17 protein-coding genes are annotated in these 16,484 nt (G+C 39.8%); 15 read left to right on the forward strand and 2 right to left on the reverse strand.

The window, feature by feature from the left end:
* The first annotated feature begins 17 nt into the window (after nt 1-17).
* The 6 genes from L0B70_RS11765 (at nt 18) to L0B70_RS11795 (ending at nt 3,820) form a co-directional block, all read left to right on the forward strand.
* Nucleotides 18-551, forward strand: coding sequence for a fasciclin domain-containing protein (locus tag L0B70_RS11765; protein ID WP_235143596.1), 534 nt, complete (start codon nt 18-20; stop codon nt 549-551).
* Nucleotides 552-668: 117 nt separating this feature from the next.
* Nucleotides 669-1,268, forward strand: coding sequence for a DUF2911 domain-containing protein (locus L0B70_RS11770; RefSeq protein WP_235141967.1), 600 nt, complete (start codon nt 669-671; stop codon nt 1,266-1,268).
* A 230-nt stretch (nt 1,269-1,498) separates the two neighbouring features.
* Entirely contained in the window at nt 1,499-2,542 is a 1,044-nt protein-coding gene (locus tag L0B70_RS13495) for a methylated-DNA--[protein]-cysteine S-methyltransferase (RefSeq protein WP_311195388.1), read from the forward strand.
* A 237-nt stretch (nt 2,543-2,779) separates the two neighbouring features.
* A complete protein-coding gene (locus L0B70_RS11785; protein WP_235141968.1) occupies nt 2,780-3,319 on the forward strand; it encodes a GNAT family N-acetyltransferase in 540 nt (179 codons plus the stop codon).
* A gap of 34 nt (nt 3,320-3,353) precedes the next feature.
* A complete protein-coding gene (locus tag L0B70_RS11790) occupies nt 3,354-3,566 on the forward strand; it encodes a DUF2945 domain-containing protein (RefSeq protein ID WP_235141969.1) in 213 nt (70 codons plus the stop codon).
* On the forward strand, nt 3,566-3,820 hold the full coding sequence (locus L0B70_RS11795; protein WP_235143598.1) for a DUF3253 domain-containing protein: 255 nt from the start codon (nt 3,566-3,568) through the stop codon (nt 3,818-3,820). Before L0B70_RS11790 ends, L0B70_RS11795 begins: the two co-directional genes overlap by 1 nt.
* Nucleotides 3,821-3,895: 75 nt before the next feature.
* On the opposite strand, the gene L0B70_RS11800 is transcribed toward L0B70_RS11795, so the two are convergent.
* Entirely contained in the window at nt 3,896-4,057 is a 162-nt protein-coding gene (locus L0B70_RS11800; RefSeq protein ID WP_235141970.1) for a hypothetical protein, read from the reverse strand.
* 190 nt (nt 4,058-4,247) lie between these two features.
* Between L0B70_RS11800 and L0B70_RS11805 the strand changes: the two genes are divergently transcribed.
* The 3 genes from L0B70_RS11805 to L0B70_RS11815 all read left to right on the forward strand — a co-directional run bounded on the left by L0B70_RS11805 (nt 4,248) and on the right by L0B70_RS11815 (nt 7,672).
* Complete coding sequence (locus tag L0B70_RS11805; protein WP_235141971.1) at nt 4,248-5,798, forward strand: aldehyde dehydrogenase family protein; 1,551 nt, start codon at nt 4,248-4,250, stop codon at nt 5,796-5,798.
* 166 nt (nt 5,799-5,964) lie between these two features.
* Nucleotides 5,965-7,299 carry an L-lysine 6-transaminase gene (gene lat / locus L0B70_RS11810; protein WP_235141972.1) on the forward strand — a complete coding sequence of 445 codons (1,335 nt, stop codon included), beginning with the start codon at nt 5,965-5,967 and terminating at the stop codon, nt 7,297-7,299.
* 121 nt (nt 7,300-7,420) lie between these two features.
* Nucleotides 7,421-7,672: a DUF2007 domain-containing protein gene (locus L0B70_RS11815; RefSeq protein ID WP_235141973.1), complete on the forward strand. Its 252-nt coding sequence runs from the start codon at nt 7,421-7,423 to the stop codon at nt 7,670-7,672.
* A 121-nt stretch (nt 7,673-7,793) separates the two neighbouring features.
* On the opposite strand, the gene L0B70_RS11820 is transcribed toward L0B70_RS11815, so the two are convergent.
* On the reverse strand, nt 7,794-9,185 hold the full coding sequence (locus L0B70_RS11820; protein WP_235141974.1) for a helix-turn-helix domain-containing protein: 1,392 nt from the start codon (nt 9,183-9,185) through the stop codon (nt 7,794-7,796).
* Between the two features lie 536 nt (nt 9,186-9,721).
* On the opposite strand from L0B70_RS11820, the gene L0B70_RS11825 reads away from it, so the two are divergent.
* The 6 genes from L0B70_RS11825 (at nt 9,722) to L0B70_RS11850 (ending at nt 16,480) form a co-directional block, all read left to right on the forward strand.
* On the forward strand, nt 9,722-9,952 hold the full coding sequence (locus L0B70_RS11825; RefSeq protein WP_235141975.1) for a hypothetical protein: 231 nt from the start codon (nt 9,722-9,724) through the stop codon (nt 9,950-9,952).
* A gap of 160 nt (nt 9,953-10,112) precedes the next feature.
* Complete coding sequence (locus L0B70_RS11830; RefSeq protein WP_235141976.1) at nt 10,113-12,545, forward strand: thiamine pyrophosphate-dependent enzyme; 2,433 nt, start codon at nt 10,113-10,115, stop codon at nt 12,543-12,545.
* A 279-nt stretch (nt 12,546-12,824) separates the two neighbouring features.
* On the forward strand, nt 12,825-13,259 hold the full coding sequence (locus tag L0B70_RS11835; RefSeq protein ID WP_235141977.1) for a hypothetical protein: 435 nt from the start codon (nt 12,825-12,827) through the stop codon (nt 13,257-13,259).
* Between the two features lie 379 nt (nt 13,260-13,638).
* Nucleotides 13,639-15,030, forward strand: a complete 1,392-nt coding sequence (gene lpdA / locus L0B70_RS11840) for a dihydrolipoyl dehydrogenase (RefSeq protein WP_235141978.1) — start codon at nt 13,639-13,641, stop codon at nt 15,028-15,030.
* Between the two features lie 414 nt (nt 15,031-15,444).
* On the forward strand, nt 15,445-15,636 hold the full coding sequence (locus tag L0B70_RS11845; protein ID WP_235141979.1) for a hypothetical protein: 192 nt from the start codon (nt 15,445-15,447) through the stop codon (nt 15,634-15,636).
* 142 nt (nt 15,637-15,778) lie between these two features.
* Nucleotides 15,779-16,480: a VIT family protein gene (locus tag L0B70_RS11850; RefSeq protein ID WP_235141980.1), complete on the forward strand. Its 702-nt coding sequence runs from the start codon at nt 15,779-15,781 to the stop codon at nt 16,478-16,480.
* The last annotated feature ends 4 nt before the right edge of the window (nt 16,481-16,484 follow it).

The raw sequence follows: 16,484 nt of genomic DNA on the forward strand, positions 1-16,484 counted from the left end.
CCGCGCTCGCCCTGACCATGACTTTAACAATTGGATGTAATGCCAATAACATGTCGATGGCGAACAAAGAAAAAACGGTAATGGTTGGTGGAGCAGCGATGTATCCCACAAAAAATATCGTAGAAAATGCGATGAATTCTAAAGATCATACTACTTTGGTAGCCGCGGTAAAAGCAGCAGGATTGGTCGAAACGTTACAAAGCAAAGGACCCTTCACGGTTTTTGCTCCTACCAATGCAGCCTTCGATAAACTGCCTGCAGGTACGGTAGAAATGTTGGTAATGCCCGAAAACAAAGCGATGCTTACCAAAATTCTTACCTATCACGTTGTACCGGGAAGAATTTCTGCAAAAGATCTTGCCATGTGGACCGCAAAAAATGGCGGAAAATATATGACAAAAACAGTTCAAGGCGAAGAACTAACCTTCTGGACCAAAGGAAAAGATATGTATATTAAAGATGCGAAAGGTAATTCAGCGAAAATTACCATCGCAGATGTTAATCAGTCAAATGGTGTTATTCACGTAATCGATACGGTCTTAATGCCATAGTTTCATAGTTTTATTTTTAATGGGGTCACTTCAATTTCGGTTGAAGTGACTTTGTTATTTTAAAGAAACCTTCAGTGTTTTCCTTCCTTTTTCTTATCTTTAACCAAACTATTATATATGAAAAAATTAATTCTGGCTGCTTTTATGGCGGTTTCTGTCTCTGCATATTCGCAATGGAATATTCCCGTAGCAAGTCCACGCCAAAGCGTAGAACAGCAATTCTCCATGTCCAAAATTTCGGTAGATTATGGCCGGCCTGCGGTAAAAGGACGGACAATATTTGGCGATTTGGTACCCTTCGGGAAAGTTTGGCGTGCAGGTGCAAATTCTGCCACAAAAATTACCTTTGGCCAAGCCGTTAATTTTGGCGGAAAAGAAGTGATGGCGGGAACATACGGATTGTTTATCCTTCCGCAGGAAAAAGAATGGAAAATAATTCTGAACAAAGATTCGGACCAATGGGGCGCTTTTACCTACGACGAAAAACTCAATGTCGTGGATATAACAGTTCCCGTTCAAAAAATGACCGAGAAGCAGGAATATTTTGAGGTTTCCCTAAATCCAATGGATGAAAATAAGATTGATCTTGTTTTTAAATGGGATATGACGAAAGTGGTTCTACCGATATCCACCGGAAAACCTGAAATGGTCGCGAAAATCGTCGGAAAGCTGAAAGAAATTAAACAGATCGAAAAAGATTCGGCGCCAAAAAAATAATTCAAAGTGAACTTCGGTTCACTTTTTTATTAATTTTTCGATTTTTCCTGAGGTAATCATCAGTGTGACCATCTAATCTTTTTAATCTCATTTATTACATCATCGATAAACGATAAACGATAAACGATAAACCATAAACCATCACCCATCGCCATCATCAAAAAAATACCTGTCCATTTTTCGGTTGTCTGATAATCTTCCTGTACCTATTTTTGCTTTAAATTTATACCATGGAACTTTCCAATGAACTTATGTACGAAGCATCGCTCACAAAAAATGTCGATTTCGAGGGCGTTTTTTGGATGGGCGTAAAAACAACGGGAATATTTTGCCGTCCAACGTGCACGGCCAGAAAACCAAAACCTGAAAATGTAGAGTTCTTTCAAAACACAAAAGCAGCTATCCTGAAAGGCTACCGTCCGTGTAAAGTCTGCAGGCCGTTGGAAAACATTAACGGGACGCCGGAATATATTCAGCAAATTCTAAAAGAACTTCGCGAAGATCCTTCCTTAAAATTTAAAGATTTCGATTTGGTTCAGCGCGAAATAGAACCCGCTACGATTCGACGGTGGTTTCAAAAAAACCACGGAATGACGTTTCATGCATTTCAAAGAATGTTTCGCCTGAATACTGCCTTCAAAAAAATTCAGCAAGGTGAAAATATTATGGAAACTGCGTACGACAGTGGTTTTGAAAGTTTAAGCGGCTTTAACGAAAGTTTTAAAACAATTTTTGGTGTGTCTCCGAAAAACTCCAAATCCTATAAAATTATCGATTTAAAACGTATCGAAACGCCTGTTGGAACCATGTACGCCGCCGCGATTGAAGAAGGAATTTGTATGCTCGAATTTACGGACCGCAAAATGTTGGAAACCGAATTTAAAGATTTGGCAAAATCTCTCAACGCGACCATTGTTTTGGGTGAAAATCCACATTTTCAGACTCTGGAAAAAGAACTTTCCGAATATTTTATTGGTGAACGAACCCGCTTCAGCGTTCCTCTTTCTCCCGTGGGAACAGCATTTCAAAAAAGTGTTTGGAAAGCTCTGATGGAAATTCCTTATGGTGAAACCTGGACTTACAGAAAACAGTCAGAATTTTTGGGAGATGCGAAAAAAGTTCGTGCGGTTGCTAACGCCAACGGCATGAATAAAATTTCCATAATTATACCGTGTCATAGAGTGATAGGCAGTAACGGCACGCTAACCGGTTATGGAGGTGGCATTTGGCGGAAACAGAAGTTATTGGAATTGGAAAAAGCCATTCTTTTTTAAATCTTAAGCATAGCGCACTAGTGTTATTTGCTTGTATCTATGGTTACCAAAATGTTTCATTTGCAGCAAATCGGGTTTTAAATATTGTTGAATTAGAAGTATGAAATGCATCATTTAATTATGGGAATTCGCTCCCTTATCTCAATTATTGACTTTTAAAAGCCCTCAGCCGCTTTGTTTTTTCGAAATTTATTGGCTTCTGCCCGAACTAATTTTTATCTTTGAAAAAACATCTTTATGAATTTCTCCGTCCAACCCACTTTAGAAAATGAAACAATCAGTTTGGTTCCGCTGGAAAAACATGATTTCGAGGAGTTGTTTGATGTAGCTTCAGATCCGACAGTCTGGGAACAACATCCTAACAAAGAGCGGTACAAAAGAGAAGTATTCGAAAATTTCTTTCAGGGTGCGATGGAAAGCAAAGGTGCCTTTTTAGTCCTCGATAAAGGAACGGAGGAAGTGTTGGGAAGTACAAGATTTTACGATTACGACGAAAAAAATAAAAGCATTCTTATCGGCTATACGTTTTACGGGACTTCATCTTGGGGTAAGAACATCAATTCAGGCGTTAAAAAATTAATGTTAGATTATATTTTTCAATTTGTTGAAACCGTGATTTTCCACGTTGGAAAAACCAATATCCGCTCTATAAAAGCCATGGAAAGGTTGGGCGCAGAAAATGTGGGGGAAGAAGAAGTCGCCTATTTTGGAGAGGATCCAAAAATAAATGTTGTTTTTAAAATTCAAAAAGAAAGCTGGAAACTGAAACTTCATTAAAATCCCATAATTTTTAAAATCTAAATTTTAAAAGATGATTAAAAAAGGCACAAAAGTTAAGTGGAATTGGGGCAGTGGCACCGCCACCGGAAAAGTTATTGAAACTTATACTGAAAGCATCACCAAAACCATCAAAGGTTCCACCGTTACGCGTAACGGTGAGAAGGGTAACAAAGCACTTTTGATTGAACAGGAAGACGGTGACAAGGTTTTGAAAAGTGAAAGTGAAGTTACAAAGCCTGATTGATGGTATCTGAGGCAGACAAAATAAAAAACGCACATCTTCAGTTTGCAGCAGAACGCGGTTTCGGAAAAACCTACTGTCCGTCGGAAGTCGCAAGGGAATTGTTTCCGGAGGAGTGGCGCAGCAAAATGGATTTGGTTCGCGACGTGGCCGATCTGCTGGTGACGGCGGGAAAACTTGAGGTTTTGCAGGGAAATGTCGTGGAAACGGACATGCCGTCAAAATTAAAAGGGCCCATTCGTTTGCGAAGAAAGTAAAGAGTTTTCTAAAATTAATCCTGTGCAGAAGTTTTAACATCTAAATTAAGTTGATGCTCCCGTCGATTTCGATAATTATTTCCCGGCGCAATCGTGAAACATTTCCGCACCATAATAAAACACGAAAAGCCACGCGATTCCTTTTAAAGTAAAAAAGATCAGACCGCCAATTCCTACGCGTTTGAACCACATTTTCATTTTCGAATTTTTGTCGTCTCTGGGGTGTTGATTTTTCATATCACAGCTTTGCCCAAATATAATTATTTATTTTAGTCTTAAATAATTATGATTGGTTAATCAAACCAATGTCTTCCCTTATAAACTGCGCGAGAAACCCTCAAATCTGTTAAATTTAAATTAAAATACTTTTAGATTTTTTCGCCTTACGCAAAATTCATATCTTTAAAGACAACTCAAAAATATATGTATGTCCAAAAAAATGAATGATTTCGGAATTGAACAGTCACTTAAAAATCTGGGAATATCCACTGAAAATAACGGCGTTTCCTCTGGCGGCGATTTTTTTGCCCATGGTGATCTGCTCGAAAGCTATTCGCCCACCGATGGAAAACTGATCGCGAAAATTAAGACGGCCAAGGCCGATGATTATAATAAGGTTATAGAAACGTCGAAGGAAGCTTTTAAAGAATTTCGAATGATTCCGGCTCCTAAAAGAGGGGAGTTGGTGCGTCAGTTTGGTCTGAAATTACGGGAATATAAAGATGATTTAGGTAAACTTGTCTCTTATGAAATGGGCAAATCCCTGCAGGAAGGTTTGGGTGAAGTTCAGGAAATGATTGATATCTGCGATTTTGCAGTAGGACTTTCGCGCCAGCTGCACGGTTATACGATGCATTCCGAAAGACCTGGGCATAGAATGTACGAGCAGTATCACCCGTTGGGCGTGGTGGGAATTATCTCCGCCTTTAATTTTCCTGTGGCGGTTTGGTCCTGGAATACGGCGCTCGCATGGATCTGTGGAAACGTAACCATTTGGAAACCATCAGAAAAAGCACCACTTTGTGCAATCGCCTGTCAAAACATAATTACTGAAGTTTTAAAAGAAAATGAGCTTCCGGAAGGAATTTCTACCATGCTCGTGGGCGATCATAAAATTGGAGAAATGCTGGTGAACGACAAAAATGTATCGCTTATTTCCTTCACAGGCTCCACCAAAGTGGGCCGAATTGTCGGTACAAACGTTGCGCAAAGATTTGGCAAATCCATTCTGGAGTTAGGCGGAAACAATGCGATTATCTTTACCGAAAACGCCGATTTAAATATGTCGATCATCGGTGCTGTCTTCGGTGCGGTGGGAACAGCGGGACAAAGATGTACTTCAACCAGAAGACTCATTATCCACGAATCAATTTTTGACGAAGTAAAAAACCGTTTGGTAAAAGCTTACGGACAGTTGAAAATAGGAAATCCTTTAGACGAAAATAATCATGTGGGACCTTTGATCGACCAGGATGCGGTAAAACAATATCAGGATTCCATCGAAAAATGCAAAGCTGAAGGTGGTAAATTTGTTGTGGAAGGTGGCGTTTTGGACGGAGAAAATTACGAATCCGGATGTTACGTAAAACCGTGCATCGCGGAAGTTGAAAACGCATTTAAAATTGTGCAGCACGAAACTTTTGCTCCAATTCTTTACATCATGAAATATAAAACGTTGGAAGAGGCCATCGCCATGCAGAATGATGTTCCGCAGGGTTTAAGTTCTGCCATTATGACGACGGATATGCGGCAGGCAGAGTTGTTTTTGTCTCAGGTCGGTTCCGATTGTGGAATTGCCAATGTGAACATAGGAACTTCCGGTGCGGAAATCGGTGGCGCTTTTGGTGGCGAAAAAGAAACCGGCGGCGGCAGAGAATCCGGTTCTGATGTCTGGAAATATTACATGAGACGCCAGACAAACACTATTAATTATACCGACAGTTTGCCCTTAGCCCAGGGAATTAAATTCGATTTGTAAAATAATATCAATAATTTGGGCAGCTTTTTCCGCCCTCCGTTCCCGCTTTTTTTACCCGCCGCGGCGGATAAAAAAGAGCTCCACTCAGGTCGGGCTGCAAATGGGGTTTCGAAATAAAATTCAGTGATCATTTAATTATTCATAACGCTCAAAAAAAACTAAAAATATGAACGACGCAATTGCAAGTCATCCACAACCAACAAACGAAGTGAAGCAAACCCTCGCCAGACACATGCTGGCCGACGGTTTCGATTTCGTGATGGATTTCGAAAAGTCCCACGGCAGCTATATTCACGACAGTGTTACAGGAAAAGATTATCTTGATATGTTCTCCATGTTCGCCTCGGCATCCATCGGTTACAACCATCCTTATCTGATGGAAAAATCGGCTTGGCTTGGCAGAATGGCCGTCAACAAACCCACCCTGGCCGATGTATATTCCAGAGAATTTGCAGATTTTATGGATGTTTTCGAAAGAGTTGCTATTCCAAAAGAATTGCAGTATGCGTTCTTTATCGAAGGCGGCACCATGGGCGTTGAAAATGCGATGAAAGCCTGCTTCGACTGGAAAACCCGCAAAAATTTTGAAAAAGGAATGGATTTGGAAGCCGGCATCTGTATACATTTCAAACAGGCCTTCCACGGAAGAAGCGGTTATACCCTGAGTTTGACCAATACTTCAGATCCACGAAAGTATCAGTATTTCCCCAAATTCGACTGGCCCAGAATTATTAATCCCCATTTAAATTTTCCGATAACCGAAGAGAATTTAGCCGAAACAATAAAACAAGAAAATCTTGCCTTGTTAAATATTGAAGAGGCAATCCTTTCCAATCCAAACAAAGTAGCCTGCATTATCATCGAACCCATTCAGGCGGAAGGTGGCGACCATCATTTCCGAGACGAATTTTTTGTTGGTCTGCGCGAAATATGCGATCAAAATGAGGTTTTACTTATTTTTGATGAAGTGCAAACCGGCATCGGACTCACGGGAAAAATGTGGGCGTTTCAACATTTCAGTGCAAAACCAGACATTATTTCTTTTGGTAAAAAAGCACAGGTTTGTGGTGTTTTGGCGAACAAAGAAAAATTCGACGAAATTCCCAACAATGTCTTCCGGGAAAGTTCCCGTATCAATTCCACTTTTGGTGGAAACTTTATCGATATTTTAAGATTTCAGCTTATTTTGGAAGTCATCGAAAAAGAAAACCTTGTCGAAAATGCCAGAATTGTCGGCGAATATCTTCTGGAAGGTTTGCAAAAGCTTGCGCAAAAATATCCGAATTGGCTTTCAAATCCACGCGGACGCGGCTTAATGTGCGCCATCGATTTACCAACCGGCGAGCAGCGCGACCGTATGCGGGAAATGCTGTACGACGAGGGAATGATTATTTTATCCTGTGGAACCAGCGCAATCCGCTTCCGTCCGCATTTAAATGTGACCAAAGAAGAAATTCAAATGGCCCTGGATAAATTTGATATTTGCTTAAATAGAATGTAGACAGCAAAGCGTTTGGGCAATCACCTAACGAATTTGCCCAAATTCTTTTATATTTCCTAATTCCAAATTGGAGTATAACAATAATTTTTTTGTAACTTTAAAATTCAAAATAGAAAGAATTATGGAAAGAGAAACAAGAGTGTCTGTATTTGAAAGCGAAAAACCTTCAGAAATTCAGTTAATAAAATCGAAACTGGATGCGGAAAACATTTCCAATTTTTTGAACGATAAGTATATGTCTTTCACTACAACACCTACTGCAAGCACCATGAAATTAATGGTAAATCTGCAGGACGAGCAAAAAGCCTTTAAAGTCATCGACGCTTATTTGCAGAAGAGCGATTTAGATCTTAAAGATAACCTCCAAAATTAATTTCATATTTTTTAAATTTTACGTTTTACAGAAATCGAAATCTTGCAGAAGATTTCGATTTTTTTATGGTTGTTACCGTGATGAAGTTAGTCGTATCGCCTTCGCAATAAAAATCTGCGGCTTAGCTGTGTTCGGGTTTCAATTTATCTTTCATCATTTTAATAAACACGGATGGTTTTAAATCGAACTTTCTGCTAAAGTTTGCCGAGAAATTTTCGGCACTGGAAAATCCTGCAATTGCAGCCAGTTCTTTCACATCCATATTAAGATATTTAACATCACTTTTTAAATGATCGATGATATAATTTAAGCGCAGATCGCTAATATACAGCGCGAAATTTTTCCCTTTATAGGTATTGATGATTTTCGAAAAGTAGGTTGAATTTGTTCCAAGCTCTTCACTCAAAGATTTTTGGGAAATCTGGGTGTCGAGATATTTATTTTCGTTTTCAAAAATTTCGAGCTGCTTCAGAATGTTTTCCACGAACAAAGGATTAAGACCTGCAATTTTATTATAAAATTCGTAGTCGGTTTTTTGCTGATCTTCGTAATCGGCCGAATCTGGAGTTGGTTTAACTTCATCCAGATGTTTTGCATCGCTTTGCTGCGCAAATATTTCATCGAACCGTTTTTTATAATTTTGTTTTTCCCTATAAATCTGTAACCCAAAGAATAAAAATCCTCCAACCAGGATCAAAAATACGGCGATGAAAATGATTCGCTGCGTTTCTAAAGTATTTTCGATCCGGTTTTTCTCGGCGACGAGCTTTTTCGTATCGTATTCCTTAACAATTCTTTGATAAAGATATTTGTAATTTTTCTCGTAGGATCTGTCCAGAAACATCAGTTTATTAATATACTCCAGCTGTTTGGCCGTATTGCCTGTGGAATTATAATATTTTATCAATATCTCGTAGGCTGACCTGAACTGAGGATCCAGTTTTTTAGTTTTATCGTAATGTTTATCGATTTCCTCTAAATATTTGATGGCGAGTTTCTTTTTACCCGTGTTCCAGTAGGAGAGACCTAAGTAGAAAACTTCCGTATTGTGGTCCCACTGATCATTATATAACCTTATAGCCTCAGAGAGTTTTGCGATGGCAGTGTCGTAATCTTTTGAATAATAGGCATTGGTACCTTCCGATGAAATAAAATATGGTATATATTGAGGTAATTGGTTGTCTTTTAAGTAATTAAACGCTTCCTTTAAGAGGGACTTATTTGCCGTGAATTTTCCTAATTTTGTATTGGAGTCGATAAGGCTCATTAAGGAATAGATGTAGTACATTTCATAATTTTTGCCTAAAGATTTTGTACTATTCAAATTTTCTTTAAAAAACTTAAGACATATTATAAGTTCTTTATTGGCATCTTCGTACTGCCCCAGATATATTTTGTTTTGAGCAATATAATAGATGGTCTTATTAAAGATATAGTCATTCCCCGAATTTTGAGATAATTTATTGGCCACCAAAATATCATCGAGTGCCTTTTCATAAAATTCTTCGGACATGCTAATATTACCTCGATTAAGGTAGGCATCAATTAAATTTTTATTTAGTTTTGATTTTTTACTGGTAATTAACGCGCTGTCTGCGTATCTAATATTCGAAGGGTAACCAGTAGACATACTGGCATAGCGATAAGCATAAAATAATGCTTCATTATTTTTATCTTTCTTAGATTTCTCTATATAAAAATTTATTAGTTCCCACATTTTTGTAGGATCATTACTGTACGAATCTATTTTTTTTTCAATCTCTTCATTGCTCAAATTGGAATTTGACACACCTTGAGCATGAAATATTGTAAAAAAGTTGACAGTTAAAAGGAAAAGGAGGGAGAAAATATATTTCAACTTCATAAAACCGTAATAAAATGATTGTTAGGGAGATAAATCATTTTTCATCATTCGTTTTACAATAATACTGCTTATTTTTTTAAAATCCTGCATATAATTTACAAAATTCCTGTCATTTTTTATAAAGTAAGGGTTGGTTTTATTGCTTTGTAGGGGTGTACAGTGATACATTTGTAAAAATAAAACGAATGAAAAAATTAGCACTTATCGCTTCAGTAGTTTTTACTACACTTACATTAAATTCATGTAGAGAAGCAGACGAAGTATTTTCCCCGGAAGAAACAGCAACTTTACAAAGAGTACAGGATTCTTCCAATAATGTAAAGGCCAAAAATACAGATAATAATATAAGCACGGAGAATAATAGTTCTCAAACTTCAAACCTTGAAGGAGAGATTGCGCCCCCACCTAAAAAATAACCCCCTAAACTAAATATTTTTTTTTCATCATTTGTGTTGGTTCTTCCGCGATTTGTTCGCGGAAGAATCTTTTTATGCCTACTCGTCATCGAGACTTTTCCAATAATTAGTCTTTACAGAGTTTTCATATTTTCGTACATTTGTAAAAATTCAGCATTCTATGGAAACTACCTATATCGAAACCCAGCAAATTTCTTTTCAGGACTTCAAAAACCAAATCTTAGAAGATTATAAACTGGGAAGAATATCCCGCGAAATGTCTTATTTAGGACGAAGAGAAGTTTTAACCGGCAAAGCAAAATTTGGGATCTTCGGTGACGGTAAAGAATTGCCACAGTTAGCGATGGCTAAAGTTTTCAAAGACGGCGATTTTCGCTCCGGTTATTACCGCGACCAAACATTTGCCTTAGCGATTAATGCGGTAACAGTCGAAAGTTTTTTCGCACAGTTATATGCAGATACAAGTGTAGCGCGCGAACCCGCTTCGGCAGGCCGACAAATGAACGGTCATTATGCCACACGAAGTTTAAACGAAGACGGAAGCTGGAAGGATTTAATGAAACAAAAGAACATCTCTTCCGATATTTCGCCCACTGCCGGACAAATGCCGCGCCTCCTCGGCTTGGCTCAGGCTTCCAAAATTTATAAATCTGTAAAGTTTGAAGGGTCAGAAAAATTTTCCAGCAACGGAAATGAAGTAGCCTTTGGAACCATCGGTGATGCGTCGACAGCGGAAGGACATTTCTGGGAAACCTTAAATGCGGCGTGTGCTTTACAGGTACCGATGATTGTTTCTATTTGGGACGATGGCTACGGAATTTCGGTTCCGACGCAAAATCAAAGAGCGAAAGCCGATATTTCCGAAATGCTTTCCGGATTTCAAAGAAATGAAGGCGAAAACCAAGGTTGCGAAATTATTCAGGTAAAAGCCTGGGATTATCCCGCACTTTTAGATGCGTATGCGCGCGCCGAACATTTTGCACGCACAGAAAGCGTTCCCGTCGTGGTACATGTGATTGAAGTGACGCAACCGCAAGGCCATTCAACTTCCGGCTCGCATGAAAGATATAAAAATACAGAACGTCTTACCTGGGAAACCGAGTTCGACGGTCTGGTTCAGTTTAAAGAGTGGATTCTTAATTATTCCATTGAAATCGAAGGCTCTGAACAACAGCTTGCAACGAACGACGAGCTCGAAAAAATAGAAACTGACGCCAAGAAATTTGTAAAAGAAGGCCAGAAAAAAGCCTGGGAAAATTATCAGAACTCCATTTCAGACCTCAAAAATTCGGTTATTCCTTTGGTGGAAGCTTTAAAAAGCGCGAATCCGGAAATTGGTACTGAAATTGAAAAGTTCAAAAAAATAATTTCTGTTGCAAAAAAAGACATCTTTCATTTGGTTAGAAAATCGCTCCTTTTAACAAGAGGAAAAAATTCAGCCGAAAGACAAAACCTTCAAACCAAATTCGAGGAGATTTACACGGTAGAAAAAGACAACTATTCGTCCCATCTCTATTCCCATTCCGACTGGAAAGCCACAAATGTAAAACAAATTGCACCCGTTTATTCGGAAAATTCTGAAATGGTGGACGGACGTTTGGTCATTCGAAATAATTTCGATAAAATTTTCGATAAATATCCGGAAACACTCGTATTTGGCGAAGACGCCGGTAATATTGGCGATGTTAACCAAGGTCTCGAAGGACTTCAGGAAAAATACGGCGAACTTCGTGTTGCCGACACCGGAATTCGCGAAGCTACCATTCTCGGTCAGGGGATCGGAATGGCAATGCGTGGTTTAAGACCGATTGCCGAAATCCAGTATCTCGATTATATTTTATATTGTCTGCAGGGAATGAGCGACGATTTAGCTACCGTTCAGTATCGAACCAAAGGTGGACAAAAAGCGCCTGTCATTATCAGAACGCGGGGTCACAGACTCGAAGGAATCTGGCATTCAGGTTCGCCAATGGCTGGAATTATCAACCTTTCGAAAGGAATTTTAATTTTGGTGCCTCGAAATCTTACCATTGCAGCCGGATTTTACAATACCATGCTGCAGAGCGACGAACCCGCTTTAATTGTTGAATGCTTAAATGGCTACCGTTTGAAAGAGAAACAGCCGGACAATTTAGGAGAGTTTACCGTTCCGGTGGGAAAAATCGAAGTAACGAAAGAAGGGAAAGATGTTACGTTGGTGACGTACGGTTCTACCTGGAGATTGGTGATGGAAGCGGCTTTGGAACTGGAAAAGATTGGCATTTCGGCGGAAGTGATCGACGTTCAGTCTTTAATTCCGTTTGATTTAGAGCACGATATTTTAAAAAGCATTCAGAAAACCAACCGTCTGGTCGTTATCGACGAAGATGTAGAAGGCGGAACTTCTGCGTTTATTTTGCAGCAGATTTTAGAAAAACAAAAAGCCTTTAGATATTTGGATTCTGATCCATTGACGATTTCCGCGGAAAATCACCGGCCGCCGTACGCGAGCGACGGAGATTATTTCAGCAAACCAAGTGTTGATGATATGGTGGAGAAAGTATATGCGTTGTTCAACGAAGTAGATCCGGAGAAATTCCCGAAAATTTATTAAAAGAAAGTTGGTCAGAGGAGACCAAATGAGTTTTATATTAGAGCGAAAGGATGTCCTTCGCTCTTTTTTTTGTGTGATTTAAACTAAAAAAAAATTAATATAATTAAAAACCCGCTAAAGAAGCCTTTTTTGCAGGATGATGAAAAGCCTGTCAGGAAAAAAAATGATCTGCGATTAGGGAAAACCGTATTTTTTGTCGAAACAGAAATCTTACTTTTGATGTAAACACAAGGAAAAAAAATTAATATTCTCGATTTTCTTCCGCTCAAACACAAAAATATGCTACAAAAAGTTCCCGCCTCGGAAGATTTCGAAAGTGCAACTTCCACCGTTTCACAAGATTTAATCGATGTAAAACCTGCAAAAAAAAGTTTTGGCTATTATGATGACGAAGTATCCAATTTATCAAAAGAAGCTGACGCAAAACCGGCAATCGATTCTATTGCTTACAAGCAACCCCGCATTTCCAGGCAGAAGCTGACCAAACAAAGAAAGGCGGATCCTTCGGAACTCACTTTGATGGAGTTTTACCTTATAAAACTTCTTTCCGAAGGCGTTTTTCAAAAAAATATGTCGGAAATGCTGAAGCGGCAAAAGATCAAACCAAACAGTTTAAGTTCAATTGAAAAAACGTTGAATTATCTGAAGGAAAATTTTTCTGCTAAAAGCAACGAACATTTAATCGCGATCTGCAAAGATCGGGGAATCATATAAAAATATCTTCCCTGCATTTTCAGTAATAATTCTAAATTTTAGGAGAAAACATACCGCTTTATGGTATCCCGTAAGGAAGTCTTGTGGCAGAACTGTATATTTGGGAATCCTTAAAAAATTTCAGCCGCACCGCTCCAGACTGCAAAAACTCAACGCTCAAAACACAAATTTCTATAGTTTTCTGGAGCAAGTGGTTGGAAGAATAACTAAATCAATTCAAAATATCTGCCTCAATTTCGAATTTTAAAATTTTTGCGCAGTCAAGGCGTGTTTTTGCATCGGAATCATTAGGTATTGTCTCTCTTCGTTCCAAATCTTGCACGGTTTTGAATGAAAAATTCATAAAAAATTCCGTAAATTCGCATCAAATTTTTAAATAATGAACTACGATATTATTGTCATTGGGAGTGGTCCGGGTGGATATGTTACGGCGATCAGAGCCGCACAACTAGGTTTTAAAACTGCCATTATCGAAAAAGAAAGCCTGGGTGGAATTTGTTTGAATTGGGGCTGTATCCCAACCAAAGCATTGCTAAAATCCGCGCACGTTTTTAAATATTTGCAACAAGCCGAACAATACGGTTTAAATAAAGTAGAAAATCCCGGTTTCGATTTTTCTAAAGTCATCCAGCGCAGTAGAGGCGTGGCCACCAAAATGAGTGGGGGAATCGCCTTCCTCATGAAGAAAAACAAGATCGACGTTATTATGGGAACGGCCAAAATTCAAAAAGGCAAAAAAGTTTCTGTAACCGATAAAGACGGAAAAGCCACGGAATATTCCGGCGAGCATATCATTATCGCTACGGGCGCGCGTTCCCGTGAATTGCCAAACATTCCACAGGATGGAAAAAAAATAATAGGATACCGTCAGGCGATGGTTCTGCCAGAACAGCCCAAATCCATGATCGTTGTCGGCTCAGGTGCGATTGGTATTGAGTTCGCTGATTTCTATAACACCATGGGAACGAAAGTAACCGTTGTGGAATTCATGCCGAACATTCTGCCCGTGGAAGACGAAGACACATCGAAACACGTGGAGAAATCTCTGAAAAAATCCGGGATCGAAATCATGACCAACGCTTCTGTCGAATCGGTGGATACTTCCGGAAACGGCGTAAAAGCTACCGTGAAAACCGCGACCGGAAACATTACTTTAGAAGCAGATATTTTACTATCTGCTGTGGGAATCGCTTCCAATATTGAAGGTCAGGGCTTCGAAGAAGTGGGAATTCAAACGGATAAAGGAAAAGTTTTGGTCAACGAATGGTATGAAACTTCTGTTCCCGGCTATTACGCAATTGGCGATATTTTGGCCACTCAGGCTTTAGCGCACGTTGCATCTGCCGAAGGAATCACGTGTGTAGAGAAGATCAAAGGGCTTCATGTAGAAAAAATTGATTACGGCAATATTCCGGGTTGTACCTACGCGCATCCGGAAGTAGCCTCAGTTGGTTTAACCGAAAAACAGGCGAAAGAAAAAGGCTACGAACTGAAAGTTGGTAAATTCCCGTTCTCCGCTTCCGGAAAAGCCACTGCCAACGGCGATACCGATGGTTTCATCAAAGTAATATTTGATGCCAAGTACGGCGAATGGCTCGGTTGTCATATGGTTGGCGACGGCGTGACCGATATGATTGCGGAAGCGGTTGTAGCGCGTAAACTGGAAACTACCGGACATGAAGTTTTAAAATCTATTCATCCGCACCCGACGATTTCGGAAGCCGTGATGGAAGCTGTTGCCGCCGCTTACGGCGAGGTAATTCACATTTAAAGTTTTCTAAAATATTTTATCAAGAACTTCAGTGTAACGCTGGAGTTCTTTTTCGTTTGGCGTCATTGCGAGCGGAGCGAAGCAATCCTTTAAATTTTTATATCTGGATTTTTTGTGGCAGACATTTCCGTCTGGAATTTATACTGACCCTGTCGAAGTACTCCCGCTTTTTTTGCTTCACTTCCTTGCGTAGAAAAGAGCACCGTTCAAGCAGGGCTGCAGAGTGGGCAATTTTCTACAATTATGAAAGTTTTAAAAGCGGTTGGTGGCGAAATAAAAGTTAGTCCAACGGCTGTTTGAACGAACGCTATTAATAAGTTCTACTTTCGCAACATTTTCGGCCTCGCGGAAAAGGTTACAGAATTGTAAAAAAAATGGTAAAGGTTCACAGAAATCGTATATCAACCTGTAGAAATGATTCCGCAACGTAGAGAAATGATTCCGCAAGGCAAAGAAACCATTCCGCAACGTAAAGAAATCATTCCGCAACGTGCAGAAACGATATATCAACCGCTGGAAATCATTCCGCAACCTCCAGAAACGATAAAACAACATTGCGCATCCATTTCAGTAACTGTTTATCCATATAAATGGCATTTTTATTGAATTATAAGTGCAAAATATGCATAAATAATTATTTTTCACAATTAGTGTCCTCTGCGTATTTACTTTAAAGTTATTTATGCAAAACAGTACTTACTCCCACAAAACTTCGGTTCTTAACTGAAGTTTTCTTTATTTTTACTGCATGGAAAAAGAAATTCAGTTCGAAGATCATTTTATTAACCGAAGCAACTGGATTCGTGCCTCGGTTTTGGGTGCCAACGACGGTATTTTGTCCGTTGCAAGTATCGCGATCGGCGTTGCCGCGGCGGGAAGTTCAAAGGAAGTTTTGGTTTTAGCCTCGCTCGCAGGTCTGGTAGCCGGCGTTTTTGCGATGGCCGCCGGCGAATATGTGTCCGTCAGTTCACAGGCCGATATCGAAGCCGCGGACCTGAAGCGCGAGGCAAAGGAACTCGAAGAAATGCCCGAGCACGAAATGCGCGAACTCGCAAAAATTTACCAACGGCGCGGACTTACAGAGGAACTGTCGCTGCAGGTCGCGCAGCAGCTGCACGATCATAACGCCCTCGAAGCGCATGCCCGGGACGAGCTCGGCATCAACGAAATTATGAAAGCCCAACCGTTCCAGGCTGCTTTTGCAAGCGGCGCGTCTTTTATAGCGGGTGGAATTCTGCCGCTTTTGGTGAGCATTTTCTTGCCTCTGGACAACATGCTTTATTTTCAGTACGGTTTCACCATTATTTTTCTGGTGATTTTAGGATATCTGTCGGCCCGCGGCGGCGGCTCGCACATCCTAAGTTCGGTTGTCCGCGTGACGGTTTGGGGAACTTTAGCCATGATTGCCGCGGCATTTACGGGCTATTTGTTTGGAGTGAACATTAATTAAAGCC

Origin of the sequence: Kaistella sp. 97-N-M2, assembly GCF_021513235.1 — a bacterium.
GTDB lineage: Bacteria > Bacteroidota > Bacteroidia > Flavobacteriales > Weeksellaceae > Kaistella.

What these genes read in the sequence shown, in the direction of transcription:
- L0B70_RS11850 (WP_235141980.1), top strand. Translation starts at nt 15,779, where the DNA reads ATGGAAAAAGAAATTCAGTTCGAAGATCATTTTATTAACCGAAGCAAC.
- L0B70_RS11790 (WP_235141969.1), top strand. Translation starts at nt 3,354, where the DNA reads ATGATTAAAAAAGGCACAAAAGTTAAGTGGAATTGGGGCAGTGGCACC.
- L0B70_RS11770 (WP_235141967.1), top strand. Translation starts at nt 669, where the DNA reads ATGAAAAAATTAATTCTGGCTGCTTTTATGGCGGTTTCTGTCTCTGCA.
- lpdA (WP_235141978.1), top strand. Translation starts at nt 13,639, where the DNA reads ATGAACTACGATATTATTGTCATTGGGAGTGGTCCGGGTGGATATGTT.
- L0B70_RS11825 (WP_235141975.1), top strand. Translation starts at nt 9,722, where the DNA reads ATGAAAAAATTAGCACTTATCGCTTCAGTAGTTTTTACTACACTTACA.
- L0B70_RS11820 (WP_235141974.1), bottom strand. Translation starts at nt 9,185, where the DNA reads ATGTCCGAAGAATTTTATGAAAAGGCACTCGATGATATTTTGGTGGCC.
- L0B70_RS11835 (WP_235141977.1), top strand. Translation starts at nt 12,825, where the DNA reads ATGCTACAAAAAGTTCCCGCCTCGGAAGATTTCGAAAGTGCAACTTCC.
- L0B70_RS13495 (WP_311195388.1), top strand. Translation starts at nt 1,499, where the DNA reads ATGGAACTTTCCAATGAACTTATGTACGAAGCATCGCTCACAAAAAAT.
- L0B70_RS11800 (WP_235141970.1), bottom strand. Translation starts at nt 4,057, where the DNA reads ATGAAAAATCAACACCCCAGAGACGACAAAAATTCGAAAATGAAAATG.
- L0B70_RS11785 (WP_235141968.1), top strand. Translation starts at nt 2,780, where the DNA reads ATGAATTTCTCCGTCCAACCCACTTTAGAAAATGAAACAATCAGTTTG.
- lat (WP_235141972.1), top strand. Translation starts at nt 5,965, where the DNA reads ATGAACGACGCAATTGCAAGTCATCCACAACCAACAAACGAAGTGAAG.
- L0B70_RS11765 (WP_235143596.1), top strand. Translation starts at nt 18, where the DNA reads ATGACTTTAACAATTGGATGTAATGCCAATAACATGTCGATGGCGAAC.
- L0B70_RS11845 (WP_235141979.1), top strand. Translation starts at nt 15,445, where the DNA reads ATGATTCCGCAACGTAGAGAAATGATTCCGCAAGGCAAAGAAACCATT.
- L0B70_RS11830 (WP_235141976.1), top strand. Translation starts at nt 10,113, where the DNA reads ATGGAAACTACCTATATCGAAACCCAGCAAATTTCTTTTCAGGACTTC.
- L0B70_RS11795 (WP_235143598.1), top strand. Translation starts at nt 3,566, where the DNA reads ATGGTATCTGAGGCAGACAAAATAAAAAACGCACATCTTCAGTTTGCA.
- L0B70_RS11805 (WP_235141971.1), top strand. Translation starts at nt 4,248, where the DNA reads ATGTCCAAAAAAATGAATGATTTCGGAATTGAACAGTCACTTAAAAAT.
- L0B70_RS11815 (WP_235141973.1), top strand. Translation starts at nt 7,421, where the DNA reads ATGGAAAGAGAAACAAGAGTGTCTGTATTTGAAAGCGAAAAACCTTCA.